The sequence below is a fragment of the Micromonospora haikouensis genome, from assembly GCF_000876225.1.
In the GTDB taxonomy this organism is placed as follows: domain Bacteria; phylum Actinomycetota; class Actinomycetes; order Mycobacteriales; family Micromonosporaceae; genus Micromonospora; species Micromonospora haikouensis.
On record NZ_JXSX01000003.1, the window covers coordinates 96,214 to 121,640 of the forward strand.

A 25,427-nucleotide genomic window follows, 5' to 3' on the forward strand; every position below is an offset into this window, starting at 1 on the left:
CGACACGCCGGGGCGCAGGATCAACGAAGTACCACCTCGTGGGGTTCCGGGGCCGGCGTGCCGGCCTCCGCGCGCCGGCGGCGCAGTGCCCGCCAGGCCGCCGCGACGACCGCCACCGCGAGGAAGGAGGCGATCGCCAGCAGCACCACGGACGCCCCGGGCGCGGTGTCGGCGTTGGCGGCCACCCACACGCCGGAGCCGGCGGCGAACAGCCCGAGCGCCATGGCCGCCGTCATCGTGGCGCGGAACCCCCGGGTGACCTGCTGGGCGGTGGCCACCGGGACCACCATCAGCGCGCTGATCAGCAGCACCCCCACGGCCCGCATGGCGATCGTCACGGTGACCGCGGTGCCGACCGCCAGCAGCAGGTTCAGCGCCCGCACCGGCAGGCCGGCGACCCGGGCGTACTCCTCGTCGTGGCAGACCGCGAACAGCGCCGGGCGCAGCGCCAGCATGGTGACCAGGATCGCCGCCCCGAGCACCACGATGGTGGTCAGGTCCTGCGGCGAGATGGTGGTCAGCGACCCGAACAGGTAGGCGTTGAGGTTGGCGCTGGTGGCGTCGGAGAGCCCCACCAGCATCACCCCGCCGGCGATGCCGCCGTAGAACAGCAGCGCCAGCGCGAGGTCGCCGGAGGTGCGGCCCCGGGCCCGGACCAGCTCGATGGCGACCGCGCCGAGCGTCGCCACGACCACCGCCACCAGCACGGGGGAGCGGTTGAGCAGCAGCCCCGCGCCGACCCCGGTCAGCGCCACGTGCCCCACCCCGTCGCCGATCAGCGCCAGCCGGCGCTGCACCAGGTAGATGCCGAGCGCCGGAGCGGCCAGGCCGATGACCAGCGCGCCGATCAGGGCCCGCTGCATGTACGGGTACTGGAAAAGCTCCATGCTCAACTGCTCCACAGCCCTGCGGGCTCGTCGGGTGCGTGCGGGTGCACGTGGTCGTGGTCGGGGTCGGCGTGGTGCCCGGCCGGTTCGGGGACCGCCCCGTCGTGCGCGATCCCGCCCTGGTGCACCACCACGGCGCGGCTGATCAGCGGGCGCAGCGGCCCCAGCTCGTGGGCGACCAGCAACACCGTCCCGCCGCCGTCGAGGAAGCCGCGCAGCGCCCCCGCGAACGCCTCCTGGCTGGCCGCGTCGACCCCGGCGGTCGGCTCGTCGAGGACCAGCAGCTCCGGCTCGCCGGCCAGCGCCCGGGCGATCAGGGTGCGCTGCTGCTGCCCGCCGGAGAGGGTGGCCACCGGGTCGCCGGCCCGGTCGGCCAGGCCCACCGACGCCAGCGCGGCGTCGACCGCCGCCCGGTCGGCCCGCCCCGGCGGGCGCAGCACGCCCCGGCGGGCCAGCCGGCCGGAGGCGACCACCTCGCGGACCGTGGCGGGGACCCCGCCGCCCGCGCCGAGCCGCTGCGGGACGTACCCGATGCGTTTCCACTGCCGGAACCGCCGCAGCGGGGTGCCGAACAGCGATACGGACCCGGAGTGCAGCGGGACCAGCCCGAGCACCGCGCGGATCAGCGTGGACTTGCCGGAGCCGTTGGCGCCGAGAATGGCGACGACCTCGCCGGTGTCGACGGCGAGGGAGACGTCCCGCAGCACGGGGCGGCCGTCGTAGCCGACCACCCCGTGTGCGACGGTGATGACAGGTTCGGTCACGAGCAGCTCAACGCCGTCCTCAGGGTCTGCAGGTTGGTGCGCATCACCGAAAGGTAGTCCTGCCCGCCGCCGTCGGCCGACAGCCCCTCCAGCGGGTCGAGCACCGCCGTCTTCGCGCCGACCTCGCGGGCGATGGTCTCGGCGACCTTCGGGCTGACCAGGGTCTCGAAGAAGATCGTGGTCGCGCCGTGCTCCCGGGCCTCCTTCGCCACCTCGGCGAGGCGCTGCGGGGCGGGCTCGGTCTCCGGGGTGAGCCCGGTGATGCCGACCTGTTCGAGCTGGTAGCGCTCGGCCAGGTAGCCGAACGCGGTGTGGCTCACCACGATCTCCCGCCGCTGGCAGGTCTTCAGCCCGGCGGCGAAGTCGGCGTCCAGCTTCTCCAGCTCGGCGCGCAGGGTCTTCGCCCGCGCGGTGTAGTCGGCGGCGTGCTCCGGGTCGGCCTTGCCGAGCCGCTCGGCGAGCTGGTCGGCGACGCCGGCCAGCCGGGTCGGGTCGAGCCACAGGTGGGGGTCCTTGCCACCGTTGCCCTCCTCGTCGGCGTGCTCCTCCTGGCCCGCGCCCTCGCCCTCGTGGTCGTGCCCGCCCGCGCTCGCGGCCAGCAGTGGCTGCACCCCGGCCACGTCGAAGGCCCGGTCGCCGCCGCTCTGCGTGATCGCCTCGTCCACGGCCGGCTGGAAGCCCTTGAGGTAGATGACCAGCTCGGCCTGGTTGACCTCGCCGACCTGGCTCGGGGTGAGCTCCAGGTCGTGCGGCTCGGCGCCGGGCTTGGTCAGGTTGGTGACCCGGACCGCGTCGCCGCCGACCCGCTCGGCGACGAACTGCAGCGGGTAGAAGGCGGCGGCCACGTCGACCCGCTGCGGGTCGGCGCCGGTCGTGCCGTCGTCGGAGCAGGCGGTGGCGGCACCGAGCGCGACCAGGGCGGTCGCGGCGGCCAGGACACGTACGGTGGGGCGGCGGAGCATCATGCCCCCAACTCTCCGCGATAACGAAATTGATTGTCAAAAACGCATGCTTGCATGCGAGTGGCTCTTCTGCTAGTGCCGACTCCGCTGTTGGCGGCTGGGCGGCTCAGAGCAGCTTCGCCAACGCCACGGCCACCAGCAGGGTCAGCATCACCAGCCGGATCACCCGGGTCGCCGGGGACTGCACCGGCCAGGTGGTGACCAGCAGCGCCACCAGCGCGGCGGCGAGCACCAGCAGCAGCGCCCCGCCGAGCACCCCCGGGGCGAACAGCCCCACCAGCACCAGCACCAGGGCCGCCAGGAAGACCGTCGTCGGGTTCGCCCGGGCCAGCCGGAGCGGCAGGGAGCGCTGCGTACGCTGCATCCCACAGACTCTACGAGGAGGATCCCGGGTGCTGGTCACCAACCGGTTCGTGATCGACGAGGACGTCGCCCCCGCCTTCACCGAACGCGCGCACGCCGCCCTCGCCGCGCTCGCCGCCCGCCCCGGCTACCTGCGCGGGGAGCTGCTGCGGGCCCTGGACGACCCCCGCCACTGGTGCCTGGTCACCGAGTGGGAGTCCGTCGGGACGTACCGGCGGGCGCTCGGCGGGTTCGACGTGAAGGTGCACGCCACGCCGCTGCTGGCCGAGTCGCTGGACGAGCCGTCCGCGTACGAGACGCTGGCCGGCGCGGCACCCGGCGGCGCCGTGGAGGTCAACCCCAGTGATCGGGCCGCTGATCCGCTGCGCTGAGCCGCCGGGCACTACCCTGCACCTATGACCGCACCCGGACCGTCCGGTCCACCCCCGTACCCCGTGGCGCCCGGGCCCGACGGCCCGCCGGCCCCCGGCGTGCCGCCGACGCCCCCGGAGCCGCAGGTCCCCGCGCCCCCGGCCGGCCCCGGGGTGGTCCCGCCGTTCGCGGCGCCCCCCACCGAGGGGCGCGGCGCCCGCCTGTGGCTCGGCCTCGGCGCGGGGGCGCTCGCGGTGCTGATCTGCTGCGGCGGGGGCGGCACGGCCGTGGTGGGCCTCGCGGTCAGCAACGTGCAGGCCGTACGCGAGCAGGGCCGGTCGGTCACCGACGACTACTACCGGGGGCTGGCCGAGCGCAAGTACGACCAGTCGTACGACGCGCTCTGCGACGACGCGCAGCGGCGCGAGTCCCGGCAGGAGTTCGAGCGGCGGGTCGCCGCCGAGCCGCAGATCGACTCGTACCGGGTGGGTGACGTCGACACGGTCAACCTCACCGTGCCCGTCTCGGTCACCTTCAGCGGCGGTGACCGGGGCGACCAGGAGGTCACCCTCGCCCCCGACGAGCAGACCGGCGCCATGGAGGTCTGCGGGGTGAGCTGACCGCCGCCCCCGGTATTCTGCTGGGCTCGGGGTCCCCGCGGTCGTACCGTGGGTCCCGAACCGACCGTTCCGTCCACCGCGCGCCCCCGCCGACCGCCAGCCGGCGTAGGAGGAAACAACATGCCAGCCGACCGTATCGACGCCGTCGTCAGCCTCGCCAAGCGCCGAGGCTTCGTCTTCCCCTCCAGCGAGATCTACGGGGGCACCCGGTCGGCGTGGGACTACGGCCCGCTCGGCGTGGAGCTGAAGGAGAACGTCCGCCGGCAGTGGTGGCGGACCATGGTCCAGCAGCGCGACGACGTCGTCGGCCTGGACTCGGCGGTCATCCTGGCCCGCAAGGTCTGGGAGGCCAGCGGCCACATCGCCGAGTTCGTCGACCCGCTCACCGAGTGCCAGTCCTGCCACAAGCGGTTCCGCGCCGACCACCTGGAGGAGGCGTACGAGGCCAAGCACGGCAAGCCGCTGACCTCGCTGACGGAGCTGAACTGCCCCAACTGCGGCAACAAGGGCACCTTCACCGAGCCGAAGATGTTCAACGGCCTGATGAAGACCTACCTCGGCCCGGTGGAGAGCGACGAGGGCCTGCACTACCTGCGCCCCGAGACCGCCCAGGGCATCTTCGTCAACTACAAGAACGTCGAGACGGTCGCCCGCAAGAAGCCGCCGTTCGGCATCGCGCAGACCGGCAAGTCGTTCCGCAACGAGATCACCCCGGGCAACTTCATCTTCCGCACCCGCGAGTTCGAGCAGATGGAGATGGAGTTCTTCGTCGAGCCGGGCACCGACGAGCAGTGGCACGAGTACTGGCTGCAGGAGCGCTGGAACTGGTACCTCGACCTCGGCCTGTCGGAGGAGAACCTGCGCTTCTACGAGCACCCCAAGGAGAAGCTCTCCCACTACTCGAAGCGCACCGTCGACATCGAGTACAAGTTCCAGTTCGGCGGCAGCGAGTTCGCCGAGCTGGAGGGCATCGCCAACCGCACCGACTTCGACCTGTCCACGCACAGCAAGCACTCCGGCGTCGACCTGTCGTACTTCGACCAGGCCAAGGGCGAGCGCTGGATCCCGTACGTGATCGAGCCGGCCGCCGGCCTCACCCGCGCGGTGCTCGCGTTCCTGCTGGAGGCGTACGACGAGGACGAGGCCCCGAACACCAAGGGCGGGGTGGACAAGCGCACCGTCATGCGCTTCGACCCGCGCCTGGCCCCGGTGAAGGTGGCCGTGCTGCCGCTGTCGCGCAACGAGGCCCTCTCGCCGAAGGCCAAGCAGCTCGCCGCCGACCTGCGCAAGCGCTGGGTGGTGGAGTTCGACGACTCGCAGGCCATCGGCCGCCGCTACCGCCGCCAGGACGAGATCGGCACCCCGTTCTGCGTGACGGTCGACTTCGACACCCTCGACGACAACGCGGTGACGGTACGCAACCGGGACACCATGGCCCAGGAGCGCATCGGCCTGGACCAGGTGGAGCGCTACCTGATCGAGCGCCTCCCCGGCTGCTGACGGTGTAGGAGGGGCCCCGGCCATGCGGAAGGCGTCGGCAGGGGCCCCTCTTACACTTGCCGGGTGAGTGTGAGCGGAAGGCAGGGGAGCGGGCCCGGCGGCGGGCTGCGCATCGGGCGGCACGAGGTGTGGCCGCCGGTGGTGCTCGCCCCGATGGCCGGGATCACCAACGTCGGGTTCCGCCGGCTGTGCCGGGAGCAGGGCGGCGGCATCTACGTCTGCGAGATGATCACCACGGTCGCGCTGGTCGAGCGGAACCCGAAGACGCTGCGGATGATCGCCTTCGGCGACGACGAGCGGCCGCGCAGCCTCCAGCTCTACGGCACCGACCCGGAGATCACCGCCGCCGCCGTGCGGATCGTGGTGGAGAAGGATCTCGCCGACCACATCGACCTCAACTTCGGCTGCCCCGTCCCGAAGGTCACCCGGCGCGGCGGCGGATCGGCCCTGCCCTGGCGGCGGCGACTGTTCGCCCGGCTGGTGCGGGCCGCCGTGGACGCCGCGTCGCCCGCCGGGGTGCCGGTCACCGTGAAGATGCGCAAGGGCATCGACGACGACCACCTGACGTACGTCGAGGCGGGGCTCGCCGCCCAGGACGCGGGCGTCGCGGCGGTGGCCCTGCACGGGCGTACGGCCGCGCAGCGCTACTCGGGCACCGCCGACTGGGACGCCATCGCCACCCTCAAGCAGGCGCTCGACGTGCCGGTCCTCGGCAACGGCGACATCTGGGAGGCCGACGACGCGCTGCGGATGGTCGCCCACACCGGCGTCGACGGCGTGGTGATCGGGCGCGGCTGCCTGGGTCGGCCGTGGCTCTTCGCCGACTTGGAGGCCGCCTTCGAGGGCCGGCCCGAGCGGCGGCTGCCCACTCTCGGCGAGGTGGCAGCGACCATGCGCCGGCACGCCGAGCTGCTGGTCGACCAGTTCACGGCGGGCGCGCGCAACCCGGGCCGGGGCGAGCGGGACGGCTGCACGGACTTCCGCAAGCACGTGGCCTGGTATCTCAAGGGCTTCCCGGTCGGCAGCGAGCTGCGCCGCGAGCTGGCGATGATCGAGAGTCTGGCCCAGCTCGACGACCTGCTCGGCAAGCTCGACCCGGCCGAGCCGTTCCCGGTGGCGACGCTGGGTCAGCCGCGCGGCCGGACGAACTCGCCGGGCAAGGTCTTCCTGCCCGACGGGTGGCTGGCCAGCCGGGACGACGACACCGTGCCGGAGGGCGCCGAGCTGGCCGACTCCGGCGGCTGACGTTTGCAGGGGCCCCTGTGCAACAGAGGCGTTGACAAGGGGCCCTTCCTTACGACGAAGGGCCCGACCCCTGCCGGGGTCGGGCCCTTACGTGTGGTGCGTCAGGAGGCGTAGCCGCGGCTGGCGATCCAGTGCGCCAGGGCGTCGACGTCGATGCGGTAGCTGGCCTGGTCCGGGTTGGCCGAGTCGGCGATCGTCACGGTCTTCCCGCCCTCGGAGTAGCCGACGACGCTGATGTAGTGGCCGCCCTCGAAGGAGTGGCTGACGCCGTCGGTGTCGGTGGCGGTGCCGGCGATGTTGGCCACCACGGCCCGGCCGTCGTCGACCGCGCGGACGATGTCGGCGCGCAGCTTCTCGACGCGCTTACCGTCGACCTTGTCGGCCGGCATCTCCGTGCTGTGGTACGCCTTGCGGCCGGTCTCCTTGTTGAGCACGGGGGTGATGTCGTTGATGGAGTTGGTGCCGGCCTCGGTGGTGCCCATCTCCTTGGCCATGGTGTCCACGTCGATGTTCTTGCCCTGCACGCTCAGCGCGTTGCGCGCCGCCGCCGGGCCACAGTAGAAGAAGTTCGGCTGCGCCTCGTAGCGCACGTCCAGCTGACGCTCACCCGCCGGCCGACGCTCCGCCTGCACCGACGCGGCGGCCCGCTCCGCGGGAGCGGCCTGCGCGGCCAGCGCCGGACCCGCGATCCCACCAGCGGTCGCAGCGATACCAGCAACGGTCAGAGCGGTACGACGAATCAGATCGGTACGCATAACAGCGTGCTCCTCTGCTCGGGGGAAAGACACGGCGCCACGGGGGAACGGCGGCACCGCGAGAAGACTGGGGGACACACACCCGGCGGCCGGGGGGCCTGCTCGGGGCGTCCGGGAGATGTAACCACCCCGGCCCGTCCGCCATTCCCCGACCCGGCATCCGGGCTCACGGGGCGGGGCCGACCAGGGAACCGACCAGGCGGCAGAGCCCCGGTCGCATGCCAGATACAACGCCCCCACCCCCACGCCGATTCCGCCACCGCGGTGACCCGGGCCACGGGACGCGATGGTGCAAACCGGGCATCCCTCGCGTCAGGGCAGGTCGGCCGTGGGTGCGGTCGGCTGCGGTGCCGGGCGGGGGCCGGGGAGCCCGGTGGGGACCGTGGTCGGCCAGGGAATCTCGGGGGCGGGGTGGAACGTGATGCCGGCGGTGCGCCAGCGGGGGCCGTGCCCGGCGAGGCGACGGCGGAAGGACGCCCAGTCGTGCGTACGGCGGGGCGACCAGCCCAGCTCAGCGAGGGCGGGCAGCCGGGGCAGCAGCATGAACTCGATCTCGGCCAGCGAGGTCACCGACTCGGTCCACAGCGGGGCCTCCACGCCCAGCACCGCCTCGGCGGGCACGCCGCCCAGGTGCGTGCCCGGATCCCAGTCGTACGCCCGTTCCACGTCGATGAGGCCCGCCCAGTCGTGCCCGATCGGGGTGTCCGGGGCGTACTTCATGTCCAGGTATGCGCGGTTGCCGGGGGAGAGGATCACCCGCGCGCCGCGCCGGACCGCCTCGGCCGTCACGGGGTCGTCGCCCCCGGTGCCCCACCACTGCAGCACCCGACCGTCGGCGTGCCCGGCCGGGGCGATCTGGTGCCAGCCGACCACGGTCTTGCCGGTGGCGGCGACGATGCCCTGCGTCCGCGCGACGAAGCGGGCGTACGCGTCGGCCGGGACCTTGAACGCCTCGTCCCCGCCGATGTGCAGCCACGGCCCGGGGGTGAGCGCGGCGACCTCGCCGAGCACGTCGGCGACGAAGGCGTACGTGCGCTCGTCGCCCGGGTCGAGGTAGCTGAAGCCGACCTCGGTGCCCGTGTACGGCGGCGGCGCGATCCCGTCCGGCGCGAGCTGCGGGTACGCGGTCAGCGCCGCGTTGGTGTGGCCGGGCAGGTCGATCTCCGGGACGACGGTGACGTGCCGGCGGGCGGCGTAGGAGACGATGCGCCGGTAGTCGGCCCGGGTGTACGCCCCGCCGGGGCCGCCGCCCACCTGGGTCGCCCCGCCGACGGCGGCCAACCTCGGCCAGCCGTCGACGGCGATCCGCCAGCCCTGGTCGTCGGTGAGGTGCAGGTGCAGGTGGTTGAGCTTGTAGCGGGCCAGGTGGTCGATCACCCGCAGGACGTCGGCGACGCCGAAGAAGTGCCGCGCCACGTCGAGCATCGCGCCCCGGTAGGCAAACCGGGGCCGGTCGACGATCACCCCGCCGGGCACCGCCCAGCGGGCGGCCACCGGGGTGGGGCTCTCGATGGCGGGCGGCAGGAGCTGGCGCAGGGTCTGCACGCCGTGCAGGAGGCCGGCCGGGGTGGCGGCGGTGATGCGTACCGCGTCGGGGGTCACGTCGAGCCGGTAGCCCTCCGCGCCGAGCGCGGCGACCGGGCCGGGGCCGGCACCCGCGGCGACCGGGCCGGGCGTGCCGGAGAGCTGGAGGGTCAGGCCCTCGGCGGGCGGCGTGGCGTCGGTCACCGGGAGCGGGTATCCGGTGGCCGGCCGCAGCAGGGCCGCGAGTTGCTCGGCGACGTCCCGGGCGGCCGGGTCGGGGCTGACCCGGACGGCCGCGTCGGCGGGGAGCGTGAAGTCGGCGGCCGGGTCGGGCTCGACCCGTTCCGGGGCGGGGACCACGTCGCCCAGCCGGACGGGGGCCGGCGGCGCGAGCCGGTCGACGGCGGCGCGGGCGGCGGCGTGGGCCAGGTCGGCGGCGGCCGGCCCGGGTGCGGTCGGGTCGACGGCCGGGCCGGTCTGGTCGAGCGGTCTGCGGCCGGGCTCGGCGGGGCGGGGCGCGGTGGGCGGCACGGTGCGGACTCCGGGGGGTGTATTTGCGAGGGATATGGCAAAGGTGAAGTTCGGCAGAACCGGTGCGGTCAAGAGTACGAGGGGAGCCGAGAAATGCGTGATCGTGCTCGTGGAAACGTTCCCAAAAACCGGTACGGACGCGGATAGTCGTGACGGCTGTGCCGATTGTCACCAAGTAGTCCCAGGTCATGCGATGTTCGCTTAGCCTTCGCCCACCGATCGGCGACGGCACCGGATTAGCGGTGGTCAGCCCTGGGGTATCAGCAAACTGAACCTTCGTTAAGTGTCAGTCCGGCGCGCGTGGGAGGCTCTGGTGGCAGCGCAAGAGACGGTCGATCACAAGTACGTCTACGACTTCGCCGAGGGCAACAAGGACCTCAAGGACCTGCTCGGCGGCAAGGGGGCGAACCTCGCCGAGATGACGAATCTCGGCCTGCCGGTGCCGCCCGGCTTCACCATCACCACCGAGGCCTGCAAGGCGTACCTCGCCACCGGACGGGAGCCGGACGGGCTCGCTGGCCAGATCGAGGCGCACCTGGAGTCGCTGGAGCGGGGGATGGGCCGCCGCCTCGGCGACCCGCACGACCCGCTGCTGGTCTCCGTACGCTCCGGGGCGAAGTTCTCCATGCCGGGCATGATGGAGACCGTCCTCAACGTCGGCCTCAACGACCGCAGCGTCGTCGGGCTCGCCGCCCAGGCGGGTGGCAACGAACGGTTCGCCTGGGACTCCTACCGCCGGCTGATCCAGATGTTCGGCAAGACCGTCTGCGAGGTGCCGGGCGAGGAGTTCGAACACGCGCTCGACGAGGCCAAGCGCGCCCGGGGCACCACCAGCGACCTCGACCTGGACGCCGACGACCTGCGGGGGCTGGTCGACGCGTACAAGAAGATCTTCCTCAAGCACACCGGGCGCGACTTCCCGCAGGAGCCCCGCGAGCAGCTCGACCTGGCCATCCGTGCGGTCTTCGAGTCGTGGAACGCCGAGCGCGCGGTGCTCTACCGCCGGCAGGAGCGCATCCCCGCCGACCTCGGCACCGCCGTCAACGTGGTGGCCATGGTCTTCGGCAACCTCGGCCCGGACTCCGGCACCGGCGTCGCCTTCACCCGCGACCCCGCCAGCGGCGCGCAGGGCATCTACGGCGACTACCTGGCCAACGCCCAGGGCGAGGACGTCGTCGCCGGCATCCGCAACACCGTGCCGCTGCAGGACCTGGAGCGCCTCGACAAGCGGTCCTACGACGAGCTGCTCGGCATCATGGCCCGGCTGGAGGGGCACTACCGGGACCTGTGCGACATCGAGTTCACCATCGAACGCGGCAAGCTCTGGATGCTCCAGACCCGGGTCGGCAAGCGCACCGCCGCGGCGGCGTTCGTCATCGCCGGCCAGCTCGTCGACGAGGGCCTGATCGACCTCGACGAGGCGCTGCACCGGGTCAACGGCGCACAGCTCGCCCAGCTCATGTTCCCCCGGTTCCAGCTCGACCACGACTTCGAGCCGGTCGCCAAGGGCGTCGGGGCGTCGCCGGGCGCGGCGTCCGGCAAGGTGGTCTTCACCTCCGCCCGCGCCGTCGAGCTGGCCGCCGAGGGCGAGGCGGTCATCCTCGTCCGCCGGGAGACCAACCCTGACGACCTCAACGGCATGATCGCCGCGAAGGGCATCCTCACCTCCCGCGGCGGTAAGACCAGCCATGCCGCCGTGGTCGCCCGGGGCATGGGCAAGACCTGCGTGTCCGGCGCCGACGAGATCGACGTCAACGTGCCGGCGAAGCGGTTCAGCGTCGCCGGACAGACCGTGAGCGAGGGCGACGTCGTCTCGATCGACGGCACCACCGGTAAGGTCTACCTCGGCGAGGTGCCGGTCATGCCGTCGGAGGTGGTGCGCTACTTCGAGGGCACGCTCGACCCCGACGAGGCCGACGACGCGCTGGTCAGGGCCGTACACCGGATCATGACCCACGCCGACGCGGCCCGGCGGCTGGCGGTACGCGCGAACGCCGACACGGGCGAGGACGCCGCCCGGGCCCGGCGCTTCGGCGCGCAGGGCATCGGCCTGTGCCGCACCGAGCACATGTTCCTCGGCGACCGGCGTGAGCTGGTCGAACGGCTGATCCTGACCCGCACCGACACCGAGCGCTCCGACGCCCTCGCCGCGCTGCTGCCGTTGCAGCGCGACGACTTCGTGGAGATCTTCCGCGAGATGGACGGCCTGCCGGTCACGGTGCGGCTGATCGACCCGCCGCTGCACGAGTTCCTGCCCCCGCTGGAGCAGCTCGCGGTCGACGTCGCCGTCGCCCAGGAACGCGGCGAGGACGTGGCCAAGGAGGAGGCGCTGCTCGCCGCCGTCCGGCGGATGCACGAGGAGAACCCGATGCTGGGCCTGCGCGGCGTGCGGCTCGGCCTGGTCATCCCCGGCCTGTTCGCCATGCAGGTGCGGGCGATCGCCGAGGCCGCCGTGCGGGTCACCCGCGAGGGCGGGTCGGCCTGCCCGGAGATCATGGTCCCGCTGGTCGGGGCGGTCCAGGAGTTGGAGACGGTGCGCGCCGAGGCCGAGAAGATCATCGCCGAGGTGGTCGGGGACAGCGGCGTCGAGGTGCTGATCGGCACGATGATCGAGGTGCCCCGGGCGGCGCTGACCGCCGGCCAGATCGCCGAGGCGGCGCAGTTCTTCTCCTTCGGCACCAACGACCTGACCCAGATGGGCTGGGGCTTCTCCCGCGACGACGTGGAGGGGGCCTTCTTCTGGCGCTACCTGGAGCTGGGCATCTTCGGCATCTCGCCGTTCGAGTCGATCGACCGCGACGGCGTGGGCCGGCTGGTGCGGATCGCCGCCGAGGAGGGCCGGGCGGCGCGGCCGGAGCTGAAGCTCGGTGTCTGCGGCGAGCACGGTGGCGACCCGGAGTCCGTCCACTTCTTCCACTCCGTCGGCCTGGACTATGTCTCCTGCTCGCCGTTCCGGGTGCCGGTGGCCCGGCTGGAGGCCGGTCGCGCGGCGGTCGAGACGGTCGGCTCCGACAGCCGCTGAGCGACGGAGCCGTCGCACCGCCGGCGCGGCGGGGCCCGGCCGCACGACGGGCCGGCGGTCGCCGCGTCCGGCGCCGGCCCCGGTGGGGAAGCCGCACGCATCACCCACCGGGGCCGGCGGGCTCAGATCGGCGGACGCCGCCAGCCGGTGGCGCGGGACGCGTTCGGGGTGCGCCCTGGCAGGGTCGCCATCGGGGTCCGCATGGCCAGCGGCGCGTGCGGGTCGGGCGCGGGCATGCTGACGGGCGCGCTGCGCTCCTGGTCGAAGGCCGAGCCCGTCCGGGCGGCCACCTCCCGGGCCTCCCGGTGCAGGGTCTCCAGGTCGGTGCGGGCCCCGGTGACCAGGGTCAGCAGCGCGTGCCGGCCGGCCGGGTAGGTCACCACGCAGCCCCGGGCGGTGAACACGACCGACTCCTGGAACTCGCCGTGTCGGACAGTGTCGGCGACCCGGTGGCCGAGGCCGAAGCTGGCCGCGGCCAGGGCCGCCAGGTGGGTGGCGTCGGTGGTCGGCAGGTCGCTGGAGATGAGCAGGCCGTCGGTGCCGGCGAGCACGCCCCCGGCGACCTCCGGCCGGCGCTGGCGCAGCCCCCGTAGTTCCGTTTCCAGCACCGTGTCAGCGTCCACGAGCGTCACTTCCCGTCGTCCGATTCATCTGGTTCGGATCTGATTCAGGTGTGCGGATCATCGGTAACGTTCTGCTCTGGGAACGCTACCGGTCGCCATGGTGGACCGCGACCCGTCACGGTCGGCGATTAGCCGACAACTCTCGACTGATCGGCTGTTGCGCGCCGCCGGGCGGGGACTCGTCGCGCGGGAGTCGTCGCCGCGCCGTCGGCAGCCCTCAGGCGTAGCCTGGGGGCTCTCGCGAAGGATGTCGTATCGCCGGTGGAGGGTGGAACCGCATGACCAGCGTCTGGGAGAGTCTCACCGTGGACGCGCGGGATCCGGCCCGGCTCGCCCGCTGGTGGGCCGAGGCGCTGGGCTACCGGGTGGTGGCCGAGCGGCCCGGCGAGGTGGAGATCCGGCAGTCCGCCGACCGGCTCCCGGGCATCGTCTTCCTGCCGGTCTCCGGCGACAAGCAGGGCCGCAACCGCCTCCACCTCGACCTGCGCCCGGCCGACCAGGAGGCCGAGGTCGAGCGGCTGGTCGACATGGGCGCCCGGCACGTCGACGTCGGCCAGGGCGACGCCGACCGGACGGTGCTCGCCGACCCCGAGGGCAACGAGTTCTGCGTGCTGCGGCAGCGGGGATAGCCGGTGCGCGGGTGAGCGACCAGCACTCCGCCGGCGCGCGCTGGGTCGACGAGCCGGCCAAGGACACCGGCGCGGGCCGCTCGCCGTACGAGCGGGACCGGGCGCGGGTGCTGCACTCGGCCGCGTTCCGCCGGCTCGCCGCGAAGACCCAGGTGCACACCGCCGGCACCGACGACTTCCTGCGTACCCGGCTGACCCACTCGCTGGAGGTGGCGCAGATCGCCCGGGAGATGGGCGCCCGGCTGGGCTGCGACCCCGACGTGGTGGACACCGCCGGGCTGGCCCACGACCTCGGTCACCCGCCGTTCGGGCACAACGGCGAGGCCGCCCTGGACCAGCTCGCCGCGTCGTGCGGCGGCTTCGAGGGCAACGCACAGACGCTGCGGGTGCTCACCCGGCTGGAGGCCAAGGTGCTCGCCCCGGGCGGCGGGTCCGCCGGGCTCAACCTGACCCGGGCGTCGCTCGACGCCACCGCGAAGTACCCGTGGCCGCGCCGGCCGGCGGGCGGCAAGTTCGGGGTGTACGCCGACGACCGGCCGGTCTTCGACTGGCTGCGCGCCGGCGCCCCGGCCGAGGGGCGGCGCTGCCTGGAGGCCCAGGTGATGGACTGGGCCGACGACGTGGCGTACTCGGTGCACGACGTCGAGGACGGCGTCCACGGCGGGTACGTGGGCCTCGGCCCGCTGCTGGCCGACCCCGACGAGCGGGCCGCGCTCTGCGCCGACGTGGCCGCCACCTACTCCGGGGAGTCCCCGGCGGACCTGGGCGTCGTGCTGGTCGAGCTGCTCGCCGACCCGGTGCTCGCCCCCCTCGCCGGCTACGACGGCAGCCACCGGGCCCAGGCCGCGCTAAAGGCGACCACCAGCGTGCTCACCGGCCGGTTCGTCTCGACCGTGGTGGCCGCCACCCGGGAGCGCTGCGGGCCGGGCCCGCTGCGCCGGTACGCGGCCGACCTGGTGGTGCCGCGCCGGGTCCGCGCCGAGTGCGCGCTGCTCAAAGGGCTGGCGCTGCGCTACGTGATGCGCCGCCCCGGCGCGCGGTGCCGGTACGAGCGGCAGCGGCAGATCCTCGCCGAGCTGGTCTCCGCCCTGACCCGACGGGCCCCCGAGGCGCTGGACCCGGTCTTCGCCCCGCTGTGGCGGGACGCCCCGGACGACGCCGCCCGGCTGCGCGTGGTGATCGACCAGGTCGCCTCGCTCACCGACCCGGCCGCCGTCGCCTGGCACGAGCGGCTGCGGGCCGACTGAACGCCGAGGCCAGGGCCGCGAACGGGCCGGTGGGCGGCGGCGGACGGCCGGTGGGCAGCCGAGCGGACTTAGGCTAGCCTAAGCGCATGACGGAGCGCCCGAAGAAGGTCACCACCGCCCGGGTCCTGCGGACCTGGCGGCCCACCCCGCACGTGATCCGGCTGGTGCTCGGCGGGGAGGAGCTGACCGGCCTCCCGGTGGGCGAGCACACCGACCACTACGTGAAGCTGGTCTTCCCGCCGGACGGGGTGACCTATCCGGAGCCGGTCGACCTCGCGGCGATCCGCCGCCTGCCCGCCGAGCAGTGGCCGCGGCTGCGCGCGTACACGGTGCGGTCCTTCGACGCGGCGGCCGGCGAGCTGACCATCGACGTGGTGCACCACGGCGACGAGGGGGTGGCCGGCCCCTGGGCGGCCCGGCTGCGCCCCGGCGACCCGGTGCGGTTCGTCGGCCCCGGCGGGGCGTACGCGCCGAGCCCGGACGCCGACTGGCACCTGCTGGTGGGCGACGAGAGCGCGCTGCCGGCGATCGCCGCCGCCCTGGAACGGCTCCCGGCGGGCGCCCCGGCGCGGGTCTTCCTGGAGGTGGCCGACGCCGCCGAGGAGCAGCCGCTGCCCAGCAAGGGCGACGTCGAGCTGACCTGGCTGCACCGGGCCGACCGGCCGGTCGGCGAGGCGCTGGTGGCGGCGGTGCGGGCGCTGGACTTCCCGCCCGGCACGGTGCACGCGTTCGTGCACGGCGAGGCGACCTTCGTCCGCGAGCTGCGCCGGCTGCTGCGCGTCGAGCGCGGCGTGCCCCGGGAGTGGCTGTCGATCTCCGGCTACTGGCGGCGGGGCATGGACGACGAGGGCTGGCGCTCGACGAAGCCCGACTGGAACCGGCAGGTCGAGGCGGACGAGGCCACCGCGCCCGCCTGACGCGGTGATCGGGACGGCGGGGACGCCTCCGTCCGCCGTCCCCCCGACGCCGCGTGGGTCACCCCGGCAGGGCAGGATGTAGGGCCGAGGGGGTGGCGAATGGCTGGGCGGATCCGCGACGAGGACATCGCGCTGGTCCGGGAGCGCACCTCGATCGCCGAGGTCATCTCGGACACGGTGACGCTCCGGTCGGCCGGCGGCGGCAACCTCAAGGGGCTGTGCCCGTTCCACGACGAGAAGAGCCCCTCGTTCAACGTCTCGCCGGCCCGCAACGTCTGGTACTGCTTCGGCTGCGGTGCCGGCGGCGACGCGATCAAGTTCCTGATGGACGCCGACCACCTCAGCTTCGTCGAGTCCGTCGAGCGGCTCGCCGCCCGCGCCGGCATCCAGCTGCGGTACGTCGAGAACGACCAGGCCGCCCCGCGCGCCGCCCGCCCCCAGCAGGGGCAGCGGCAGCGCCTGGTGGCCGCGCACGCCGCCGCCGTCGAGTTCTACCAGGCGCAGCTCGGCACGGCCGGCGCCCGTCCGGCCCGGGAGTTCCTCGCCCAGCGGGGCTTCGACCGGGCCGCCGCCCAGCGCTACGCCTGCGGCTTCGCCCCGGACGCCTGGGACCTGCTCACCAAGCACCTGCGCCAGCAGGGCTTCACCCACGACGAGCTGGTCACGGCCGGCCTGTCCCGCCCGTCGCGCTCCGGCACCCTGATCGACCGGTTCCGCCGCCGGCTGATGTGGCCGATCCGGGACATCACGGGCGACCCGATCGGCTTCGGCGCCCGCAAGCTGTTCGACGACGACGACGGCCCGAAATACCTGAACACCCCCGAGACGCCGATCTACAAGAAGTCGCACGTCCTCTACGGCATCGACCAGGCCAAGCGGGAGATCGCCAAGCAGGGCAAGGTGGTCGTCGTCGAGGGCTACACCGACGTGATGGCCTGCCACCTGGCCGACGTCCCGACGGCGGTGGCGACCTGCGGCACGGCGTTCGGCGCGGACCACATCTCGGTGCTGCGCCGGCTGCTGCTGGACACCGACGACGTGGCCGGCGAGATCATCTTCACCTTCGACGGCGACGCCGCCGGGCAGAAGGCGGCGCTGCGCGCGTTCGACGACGACCAGCGCTTCGTCGGGCGTACCTTCATCGCGGTCAGCCCCGACAACATGGACCCGTGCGACCTGCGCCTGGCAAAGGGCGACCTGGCGGTGCGCGACCTGGTCGCCCGCCGCGAGCCGCTTGTCGACTTCGCGCTGCGCCACGTCATCAACCGGTACGACCTGGACACCGTCGACGGCCGGGTGGAGGCGATGCGCCGGGCCGCGCCGATCGTCGCGAAGATCAAGGACCGGGAGAAGCGCCCCGAGTACGTCCGCAAGCTCGCCGGTGACCTCGGCATGGAGATCGAGCCGGTGCAGCGGGCCGTGCTCGCCGCCGCCTCCGGCCAGCCCGACGGGGGCGCGGCGGCACCGGCGCGCGCCGCCCGGCCCGCGCCCGGCGCGGACAGCCCGATGTCGCTGGTCGAGCGGGAGGCGCTGAAGCTCGCCCTCCAGGAGCCGGTGCTGGCCGGGCCGATGTTCGACGCGGTCGAGGCGGCGGAATACCAGCACCCGGTGCACGTGGCCGTGCGGGAGGCGATCGCGGCGGCCGGCGGGGCCGCCGCCGCCACGCAGGGCGCGGTCTGGGTCGAGGCGGTCCGCGACGCCTGCGCCGACCTCGCCGCCCAGGCCCTGGTGGGCGAGCTGGCCGTGGAGCCGCTGCGCATCGACGGGGAGCCCGACCCCCGGTACGTCTCGGTGACCATCGCCCGGTTGCAGTGGGGCTCGGTGACCGGCCGGATCCGGGACCTCAAGTCGAAGATCCAGCGGATCAACCCGGTCAGCAACAAGGACGAGTACTTCGCGCTCTTCGGGGAGCTGCTGTCGCTGGAGCAGCACGCACGGGCGCTGCGCGAGCAGGCCGCGGGAGGGCTGTGATGGGGCTGTTCAGTCGCAAGCCGAAGCTGCCTGCGGCGGCCCGCCCGCCGCTGGCCGACGCCGAGCGGGTGCTGGCCTGGGCCGGCTCTGGCTCTGGCTCCGGCTCCGGCTCCGGCTCCGGTGAGGCTGCTGCCGCGGGCGAGGCCGGCGGTCCGGGCGTCGGCGTGCTGGTCGCCACCAACCTGGGGCTCTGGCTGCCGGGGCGGGACGCCCGGCTGGGCTGGCACGACGTCCTCAAGGCCGTCTGGTCGGGACGGGAGCTGACCGTCACCCCGGCCGAGCGGCTCGCCGAACGCGCCGGGTACGTGCTGGTGGCCGACGGCCCCGCCGAGACGTACCTCCTGCTCGAACCGGGTGAGCTGCCGCACCAGGTGCGGGCGCGGGTGACCCGTTCGGTGGCGTACACCCAGCACCACCCGGTGCCCGGCGGCGCCGGCCGGATCGCCGCCCGCCGCGTGCCCGGGGCGGACGGTCTGACCTGGACGGTCCGCTACGACCCGGGCACCCCCGCCGACGACGAGGCGGTGGTCGCCGAGACCGACCGCCTGGTCGCCGCCGCCCGCGCCGCCACGGCCCCCACCGACCTCTAGGGCCCCGCCGACGAGGTCGGCGACGCTCGTTCGGCGCGTGACGCAGCGCTACCGCCCGCCCGACCCCCACCACCCTTCCCCGCCCCTTTGCTCTGCACCCACGGACGCAGCGGGTTACGCAGCGCTGTCCGGGGTCGGCCGGCCCGCCCTGACGGACGCCGCAGATGCGCTGCTCAGGCCAGTGTTGCGCGGGTGGGTGCAGAGCAAAGGGGACAGGGGGTCTCTGGCGGGGCGGGCAGGTCGACACGCAGCGTGAGGCCCCGGCGCGGTCCCCTCGCCACGCCCGTGTTCACCCACGGTGAGGCGGCAGGTGGCGGGCCGTGTCCCTTCGGCGGCGGGTCGGCGGCCGACTGACGGTTCCGTCCGCACCTTTCCCAGATCAACTACTTGCTTTTGTTCGAACGGACGAAAGTTGTGGTCAGATCGGCCGAAGCTCTGGACAGCAGCCGCAGAACGCTTCTACTGTGTCGCACACAACACGTCGCGATTTCGTCGATGTGAACGACTCCGATGCGGAGGTGAGTTGCCGGTGCGAACGGTGGAGCCCCTGCACCTGCGGCTGTTGCGATTGCTCCGCGACGAGGGAGCTGTCTCCCGGGCGGAGCTGGGCGACCGGCTGGAGATGCCGCGTCCCCGGCTGCTCGCCGAGCTGGAGCGGCTGGTGGACCTCGGCTACGTCGCCGAGGCTGGCCTCGCGGCGTCGCGGGGCGGGCGCCGGTCGACCCTGGTCGAGCTCAACCCGCAGCTGCGCTTCGCGGCGGTCGACCTCGGCGCGAGCTCGATCGACGTCGAGGTGGTCAACGGGCGGCTGGAGCCGGTCGCCGCGTACGCGGAGCCGGCCGACATCCGCAACGGTCCGAAGGTGACCCTCCAGCGGGTGAACGAGCTGCTGCACAAGTTCCGGGTCGACGGGGCGTACGAGCGGCTGCACGCCGTGGGCATCGGCGTCCCCGGGCCCGTGAGCTTCCGCGACGGGGTGCCGGTCTCGCCGCCGATCATGCCCGGCTGGGACCGCTTCCCCGTCCGCGAGCTGCTGACCCGCGAGCACGGCTGCCCCGCGGTGGTCGACAACGACGTCAACATCATGGCGATCGGCGAGCGGCACGGCGGCGTCGCCCACTCGGTGGACGACTTCCTGTTCGTCAAGATCGGCACCGGTATCGGGTGCGGGATCTACCTCAGCGGCGAGGTCTACCGGGGCACCGACGGCTGCGCCGGGGACATCGGCCACATCCAGGTCGACACGCACGGGCCGACCTGCTCCTGCGGCAACGCCGGCTGCCTGGAGGCGCTGTTCAGCGGGGCCGCCCTGGCCCGCGACGCGAACGCCGCCGCGCGCAACGGCTCCTCGCCGGCCCTGGCCGAGCGACTGTCCACCCGGGGCACCGTCACGGCGGAGGACGTCGCCGAGGGCGCCATCGAGGGCGACGTGGTCTGCATCCAGCTCATCCGCGACGGCGGCCGGCGGGTCGGCGGCGTGCTGGCCGGGCTGGTCAGCTTCACCAACCCGTCGATGATCGTGATCGGTGGCGGGCTGGCCAGGCTGGGCCACATCCTGCTCGCCGAGATCCGCAGCGTGGTCTACCGCCGGTCGCTGCCGCTGGCCACCGGCAACCTGCCGGTCGTCCTGTCCGAGCTGGGCCCGCGCGCCGGGGTGGCCGGCGCCGCCGTGCTCGCCAGCGATGTGGCCTTCGGGGAGGCGTCATGAGCCAGGACGACAACGCGGCCCCGCTGGTCGAGGCCCCCGCCGACACCGTGGCCGGTGAGGTGGTGCTGCGGCTGACCGACGTGGTGAAGACCTTCCCCGGCGTACGGGCGCTGGGCGGGGTGCAGCTCGAGGTGCGGGCCGGCGAGGTGCACTGCCTGCTCGGCCAGAACGGCGCCGGCAAGTCCACCCTGATCAAGGTCCTCGCCGGGGTGCACCGCCCCGACTCGGGCGAGGTGCAGTGGCGGGGCCAGCCGGTCGAGTTCGCCAACCCGCAGGCCGCCATGCGCGCCGGCATCGCCACGATCTACCAGGAACTCGACCTGGTCGACGACCTGTCGGTCGCCGAGAACGCGTTCCTCGGCCACGAGCCGCGCCGGAGCGGTTTCATCCGCCGCGGCCACATGGCCCGCCGGACCCGGGAGATCCTGGGCCGGCTCGGCCACGGCGAGATCCCGCCGGGCCGGATGGTGCGGGCGCTGCCGGCGGCCGGCAAGCAGATCGTCAGCATGGCCCGGGCGCTCTCCCACGAGGCCCGACTGATCATCATGGACGAGCCGAGCGCGGTGCTGGCCCACGACGAGGTGGGCAACCTGTTCCGGATCATCCGTGAGCTGACCGCGCAGGGCATCGCCGTCATCTACATCTCCCACCGCATGGAGGAGATCCGCGAGATCGGCGACCGGGTGACCGTACTCAAGGACGGCCGGACCACGGCGGCGAACCTGCCGGCGCGCGACACCCCGACCAGCGAGCTGGTCGCGAAGATGACCGGCCGCAACATCGAGTACGTCTTCCCGGACCGTCCCGCCGACACCGGCGCCGGCGCGGAACTGCTCCAGGTCGACGGGCTGACCCGGGCCGGGGAGTTCGCCGACGTGTCGCTGCGCGTGCGGGCCGGCGAGATCGTCGGCATCGCGGGGCTGGTCGGCTCCGGCCGCTCCGAGCTGATGGAGACCATCTACGGCGCCCGCCGCGCGGACGCCGGCACGGTCCGGATGGGCGGGCACGCGCTGCGCCCGGGCAGCGTCGGCGCGGCGGTACGGGCCGGCATGGGGATGGCCCCCGAGGAGCGCAAGAGCCAGGCGTTGCTGCTCGGCGAGCCGATCTTCCGCAACGTCACGCTGGCCACGTTCGGCCGGTTCGCCCGCCTCGGCTTCACCGACGCCGGGCGGGAACGGGCCGAGGCGGAGGGGGTCGCCGACTCCCTGGAGCTGCGTCCCCGCGACGTGCGCCGGCCGGTGCGTACCCTCTCCGGCGGCAACCAGCAGAAGGTCGTGGTCGGGCGCTGGCTGCTCGGCGGCACGAAGCTGCTGCTGCTCGACGAGCCCACCCGCGGCGTCGACGTCGGCGCCCGGGCGGAGCTGTACCAGGTGATCCGGGGGCTGGCCGCCCAGGGCGTCGGGGTGCTGCTGGTCTCCAGCGAGGTGCCCGAGGTGCTCGGCCTGGCCGATCGGGTGCTGGTGATGCGCGAGGGCCGGATGGTGCGCGAGGCGCCCGCCGGTGAACTGGACGAAGACACGGTGCTCGACCTCGTCATGGCGGGGTCGCTGATGGAAGGCGCACCAGCATGACCGATAGCACACCCACCGCCACACCGGAGCGGCCGGCGGAGCTGCCGGCCCAGTCCCCGCCCGTGGACCCCGCCGCGACGGCGGCGGCCGCCAAGAGCCCCGGTCACCACGGGGCCGCCCCGGCCGCCGGCCGGCTCTCCTTCTGGCGCGGCGACAGCGGCGAGGGCGCCCGGCGCAACCTCGGCCTGATCGGCGTCCTCGTCGTGCTGGTCGTGATCGGCATCGCCACCCGCCCCGACCTGTACGGCAACTCGAGCTGGGTGTGGGACAACATCCTCACCATCCTCAAGCTCGCGTCCGTGGTCGGCGTGGTCACCGTCGGCATGACGTTCGTGATCATCGGCGGCGGGATCGACCTGTCGGTCGGCGCGATCGTGGCGCTGGCCGGGGTGTGGGCCACCACGCTGGCCACCCAGAGCTACGGCGCGGGCGGCATGATCTTCACGGCGCTCGCCGTCGGGCTGGGCGTCGGCCTGGTCAACGGCCTGCTCGTGTCGTACGGGAAGCTGGTGCCGTTCATCGCCACCCTGGCCATGATGGTGGCCGCCCGGGGCCTGGCCGCGGAGATCTCCGACAAGCAGACCCAGGTGTCGGGCAACAGTGTGATCAACGGGATCGCCAGCACCAGCCCGCTCGGCATCCCCCTGCTGGTCTACATCCTCGCCGCCGTGGTGATCGCCGGCTGGGTGCTGCTCAACCGGACGACGTTCGGCCGGCGCACCGTCGCCGTCGGCGGCAACCCGGAGGCGGCCCGGCTCGCCGGCATCAACGTGCGGCGGCACACCGTGCTGCTCTACGCGCTGTCCGGCCTCTGCTGCGGCATCGCCGCGATCATGCTGACCGCGCAGGCCAACTCCGCCCAGGCAGCGATGGCGAACCTCTACGAGCTGGACGCGATCGCCGCCGCGATCATCGGCGGCACGCTGCTCAGCGGCGGGCGGGGAACCATCGTCGGCTCCCTGCTCGGGGTGATCATCTTCTCCACCATCACCAACCTCTTCGCCATCAACGGCCTCTCCACCGAGGCCCAGAACATGGTCAAGGGCGGGATCATCGTGGCCGCCGTCCTGATCCAGCAGTTCCAGTTCCGCAGCTTCACCCAGTTCCTCGGCCGCAACCGCCTCACCACCACCTGATCCACCCGCACCACCACCCGAGGCACCACACCGCCCAGCACATCCGGCGACCGTCGCACCGACGGTGGCTCGGCGCACCACACCCTTCTTCCGCCCACCACCCTCTTCCAGGAGGTCGTCATGACCCAGCACAGTCGGGACCTGTCCCGTCGGCGGCTGCTGTTCGGCGGGGCCGCGCTCGGCGCGGGCGCGCTGCTCACCGCGTGCACCAGCAACGAGGCGGCGCCCACGGCGGCGCAGACCAAGGTGGCCGAGGCCGCCGCCGGCGGCAACAGCACCCCGGGCAAGCAGGTGACCATCGGCTTCTCCGCCCCGGCCGCCGACCACGGCTGGATCGCCGCCATCACCAACAACGCGAAGGCGCAGGCCGGCGCGTACTCCGACGTGAAGTTCACGTCGGTCGAGGCCGGCGCGGACGCGGCGGCCCAGCGCGCGGCGCTGTCCACCCTGGTCGCCCAGAAGCCGGACGTCATCGTGCTGCTGCCGCACGACGGCAAGGAGCTCAACGCCTTCGGCCTGGAGGCCATGAAGGCCGGCATCCCGGTGGTCAACCTGGACCGGGCCTTCCCGGACGCCCGGGCCTACCGGCTCCAGATCAAGGGCGACAACTACGGCATGGGGGTGGCCGCGGCCACCTTCATCATCGACCAGCTCAAGGCCAAGGGCGTCAGCAACCCGATCATCGGCGAGATCCCCGGCATCGACTCGCTGGAGCTGACCCAGGAGCGCTCGAAGGGCTTCGCGGACACGCTCGCCGCGAGCGGCTTCAAGGTGGCCAACCGGCGTCCGGCGGAGTTCACGGCGGACTCCGGCCAGCAGGCCGCCACCGGCCTGTTCCAGGCGCTGCCGAAGATCGACGCGATCTGGAACCACGACGACGACCAGGGCATCGGGGTGCTCGCCGCCGTCAACCAGGCCAACCGCAAGGAGTTCTTCATGGTCGGCGGCGCCGGCTCGAAGAAGGCGATGGAGGACATCCAGGCCGACAACACGGTCCTGAAGGCCACCGTCACCTACAGCCCGTCGATGGCGTCCTCCGCGATCTCGCTCGCCCGGCTCATCGGCCAGGGCAAGGGCATGTCCGACCTGGTGGAGCTCCAGGTGCCCAAGGAGATCGTGCTGGCTTCCGAGACGATCACCAAGGAGAACGCGAGCAACTACCTCAAGCTCGGGTTCTGACACACGGGGGGAGACCCACCTTGTCCACTCACCACAGTCAACTGCGGGTCGGCATGGTCGGCTACGCGTTCATGGGCGCCGCGCACTCACAGGCGTGGCGCACCGTGAACCGGGTGTACGACCTGCCGGCGCAGGTGCGGATGGCGCTGGTCTGCGGCCGGGACACCGGAAAGGTGGCCGAGGCCGCCGACCGGCTCGGCTGGGACGCGCACACCACGGATTGGCGTCGCCTCGTCGAGTCCGACGAGATCGACGTGGTCGACATCTGCACACCGGGGGACAGCCACGCCGAGATCGCGCTGGCCGCGCTGGCCGCCGGCAAGCACGTGCTCTGCGAGAAGCCGCTGGCCAACACGGTCGCCGAGGCCCGCGAGATGGCCGCCGCGGCGGTCGCCGCGCAGGCGGCGGGGGTCCGGTCCATGTGCGGCTTTACCTACCGCCGGGTCCCGGCGGTCACCCTGATGCGCCGGATGGTCGCCGAGGGAAGACTGGGCACCATCCGCCACGTCCGGGCGGCGTACCTCCAGGACTGGATCGTCGACCCGCAGTTCCCGCTGGTCTGGCGGTTGCAGAAGGACAAGGCGGGCTCCGGCGCGCTGGGTGACATCGGTGCGCACATCATCGACATGACCCAGTACGTCACGGGCCAGCGGATCACCGGGGTCAGCGCGATCACCGAGACGTTCGTCAAGCAGCGTCCGTTGCCGGCGGAGTACAGCGGCCTGGCCGCGCAGGCCGCCGGCAACGGGGTGGCCGACGGGCAGGGCCCCGACATGGGACCGGTCACCGTGGACGACGCGGCGGTCTTCGTGGCCCGGCTCGACGACGGCGCGTTGGCCACGTACGAGGCGAGCCGCTTCGCCACCGGCCGTAAGAACGCGCTGCGGGTGGAGATCAACGGTTCGCTGGGCACCCTGGTCTTCGACCTGGAGCGCCTCAACGAGCTGGAGTTCTACGACGCGACGCGACCCGCCGCCGAGCAGGGCTTCACCCGCATCCTGGTGACCGAGGCCGAGCACCCGTACATGTCGGCGTGGTGGCCGCCGGGCCACATCATCGGCTACGAGCACAGCTTCACCCACCAGGCGCGCGATCTCGTGGAGGCGATCGCCACCGGCGTCGACCCCGCGCCGTCGTTCGTCGACGGGTTGCAGGTCCAGCTCGTGCTGGACGCGGTGACCCGCTCGGCGGAGCTGGGCTCCACGTGGACCCACGTGGAGCCGGCGTTGGAGGCGGTCGCCGCCTGACCGGACGGCGGTGCGGCCCCGTGCCGCACCGCCCGACCAGAGGCTTTCCGGACCGGCCGGCGAGGGACCCGCCGCGGTTGCGCCC

22 protein-coding genes are annotated in these 25,427 nt (G+C 73.4%); 15 read left to right on the forward strand and 7 right to left on the reverse strand.

What is annotated here, in order from left to right; translation table 11 throughout:
- Window positions 1-20: 20 nt before the first annotated feature.
- From TK50_RS22095 to TK50_RS22110, 4 genes are all read right to left on the reverse strand, one after another.
- Window positions 21-887: a metal ABC transporter permease gene (locus TK50_RS22095; protein ID WP_043966808.1), complete on the reverse strand. Its 867-nt coding sequence runs from the start codon at window positions 885-887 to the stop codon at window positions 21-23.
- Window positions 888-889: 2 nt separating this feature from the next.
- On the reverse strand, window positions 890-1,651 hold the full coding sequence (locus tag TK50_RS22100; RefSeq protein ID WP_043966809.1) for a metal ABC transporter ATP-binding protein: 762 nt from the start codon (window positions 1,649-1,651) through the stop codon (window positions 890-892).
- On the reverse strand, window positions 1,648-2,613 hold the full coding sequence (locus tag TK50_RS22105) for a metal ABC transporter substrate-binding protein (protein WP_422119965.1): 966 nt from the start codon (window positions 2,611-2,613) through the stop codon (window positions 1,648-1,650). Before TK50_RS22105 ends, TK50_RS22100 begins: the two co-directional genes overlap by 4 nt.
- A 106-nt stretch (window positions 2,614-2,719) precedes the next feature.
- The gene (locus tag TK50_RS22110; RefSeq protein WP_043966811.1) at window positions 2,720-2,977 is read right to left on the reverse strand and encodes a DUF6703 family protein; all 258 of its coding nucleotides are present in this window, start codon (window positions 2,975-2,977) and stop codon (window positions 2,720-2,722) included.
- Between the two features lie 28 nt (window positions 2,978-3,005).
- Here TK50_RS22110 and TK50_RS22115 point away from each other — a divergent pair, with 28 nt between their 5' ends.
- From TK50_RS22115 to dusB, 4 genes are all read left to right on the forward strand, one after another.
- On the forward strand, window positions 3,006-3,347 hold the full coding sequence (locus tag TK50_RS22115; RefSeq protein ID WP_043966812.1) for an antibiotic biosynthesis monooxygenase family protein: 342 nt from the start codon (window positions 3,006-3,008) through the stop codon (window positions 3,345-3,347).
- 24 nt (window positions 3,348-3,371) lie between these two features.
- Entirely contained in the window at window positions 3,372-3,947 is a 576-nt protein-coding gene (locus tag TK50_RS22120) for a hypothetical protein (protein ID WP_229405238.1), read from the forward strand.
- Window positions 3,948-4,067: 120 nt separating this feature from the next.
- Entirely contained in the window at window positions 4,068-5,447 is a 1,380-nt protein-coding gene (locus TK50_RS22125) for a glycine--tRNA ligase (RefSeq protein WP_043966813.1), read from the forward strand.
- A 69-nt stretch (window positions 5,448-5,516) separates the two neighbouring features.
- The gene (gene dusB, locus TK50_RS22130) at window positions 5,517-6,692 is read left to right on the forward strand and encodes a tRNA dihydrouridine synthase DusB (RefSeq protein ID WP_043966814.1); all 1,176 of its coding nucleotides are present in this window, start codon (window positions 5,517-5,519) and stop codon (window positions 6,690-6,692) included.
- Window positions 6,693-6,793: 101 nt separating this feature from the next.
- Here the strand turns inward: dusB and TK50_RS22135 are convergent, their stop codons facing one another.
- Window positions 6,794-7,447 carry a C39 family peptidase gene (locus TK50_RS22135; protein ID WP_043966815.1) on the reverse strand — a complete coding sequence of 218 codons (654 nt, stop codon included), beginning with the start codon at window positions 7,445-7,447 and terminating at the stop codon, window positions 6,794-6,796.
- Between the two features lie 312 nt (window positions 7,448-7,759).
- A complete protein-coding gene (locus TK50_RS22140; protein WP_043966816.1) occupies window positions 7,760-9,502 on the reverse strand; it encodes a beta-N-acetylhexosaminidase in 1,743 nt (580 codons plus the stop codon).
- Between the two features lie 313 nt (window positions 9,503-9,815).
- Here TK50_RS22140 and ppdK point away from each other — a divergent pair, with 313 nt between their 5' ends.
- Window positions 9,816-12,524 carry a pyruvate, phosphate dikinase gene (gene ppdK / locus TK50_RS22145; RefSeq protein WP_043966817.1) on the forward strand — a complete coding sequence of 903 codons (2,709 nt, stop codon included), beginning with the start codon at window positions 9,816-9,818 and terminating at the stop codon, window positions 12,522-12,524.
- A gap of 122 nt (window positions 12,525-12,646) precedes the next feature.
- Here the strand turns inward: ppdK and TK50_RS22150 are convergent, their stop codons facing one another.
- Window positions 12,647-13,147 (reverse strand): roadblock/LC7 domain-containing protein, encoded by a 501-nt coding sequence (locus tag TK50_RS22150; RefSeq protein WP_052504041.1) that lies wholly within the window; start codon window positions 13,145-13,147, stop codon window positions 12,647-12,649.
- Between the two features lie 278 nt (window positions 13,148-13,425).
- On the opposite strand from TK50_RS22150, the gene TK50_RS22155 reads away from it, so the two are divergent.
- The 10 genes from TK50_RS22155 to TK50_RS22200 all read left to right on the forward strand — a co-directional run bounded on the left by TK50_RS22155 (window position 13,426) and on the right by TK50_RS22200 (window position 25,342).
- Window positions 13,426-13,776: a VOC family protein gene (locus TK50_RS22155; RefSeq protein ID WP_043966819.1), complete on the forward strand. Its 351-nt coding sequence runs from the start codon at window positions 13,426-13,428 to the stop codon at window positions 13,774-13,776.
- A gap of 11 nt (window positions 13,777-13,787) precedes the next feature.
- The gene (locus TK50_RS22160; protein WP_043966820.1) at window positions 13,788-15,023 is read left to right on the forward strand and encodes a deoxyguanosinetriphosphate triphosphohydrolase; all 1,236 of its coding nucleotides are present in this window, start codon (window positions 13,788-13,790) and stop codon (window positions 15,021-15,023) included.
- A gap of 86 nt (window positions 15,024-15,109) precedes the next feature.
- Complete coding sequence (locus TK50_RS22165; protein ID WP_043966821.1) at window positions 15,110-15,940, forward strand: siderophore-interacting protein; 831 nt, start codon at window positions 15,110-15,112, stop codon at window positions 15,938-15,940.
- A gap of 99 nt (window positions 15,941-16,039) precedes the next feature.
- A complete protein-coding gene (gene dnaG / locus TK50_RS22170; RefSeq protein WP_043966822.1) occupies window positions 16,040-17,911 on the forward strand; it encodes a DNA primase in 1,872 nt (623 codons plus the stop codon).
- On the forward strand, window positions 17,911-18,501 hold the full coding sequence (locus TK50_RS22175; RefSeq protein ID WP_043966823.1) for a hypothetical protein: 591 nt from the start codon (window positions 17,911-17,913) through the stop codon (window positions 18,499-18,501). The genes dnaG and TK50_RS22175 overlap by 1 nt, the downstream gene beginning before the upstream one ends.
- 529 nt (window positions 18,502-19,030) lie before the next feature.
- Window positions 19,031-20,209, forward strand: coding sequence for an ROK family protein (locus tag TK50_RS22180; RefSeq protein ID WP_043966824.1), 1,179 nt, complete (start codon window positions 19,031-19,033; stop codon window positions 20,207-20,209).
- Entirely contained in the window at window positions 20,206-21,780 is a 1,575-nt protein-coding gene (locus TK50_RS22185) for a sugar ABC transporter ATP-binding protein (RefSeq protein ID WP_043966825.1), read from the forward strand. The genes TK50_RS22180 and TK50_RS22185 overlap by 4 nt, the downstream gene beginning before the upstream one ends.
- Window positions 21,777-22,916, forward strand: a complete 1,140-nt coding sequence (locus TK50_RS22190; protein WP_043966826.1) for an ABC transporter permease — start codon at window positions 21,777-21,779, stop codon at window positions 22,914-22,916. The genes TK50_RS22185 and TK50_RS22190 overlap by 4 nt, the downstream gene beginning before the upstream one ends.
- A 120-nt stretch (window positions 22,917-23,036) precedes the next feature.
- Entirely contained in the window at window positions 23,037-24,095 is a 1,059-nt protein-coding gene (locus tag TK50_RS22195) for a substrate-binding domain-containing protein (protein ID WP_043966827.1), read from the forward strand.
- 53 nt (window positions 24,096-24,148) lie between these two features.
- Window positions 24,149-25,342 carry a Gfo/Idh/MocA family protein gene (locus TK50_RS22200; RefSeq protein WP_043966828.1) on the forward strand — a complete coding sequence of 398 codons (1,194 nt, stop codon included), beginning with the start codon at window positions 24,149-24,151 and terminating at the stop codon, window positions 25,340-25,342.
- Window positions 25,343-25,427: the final 85 nt, after the last annotated feature.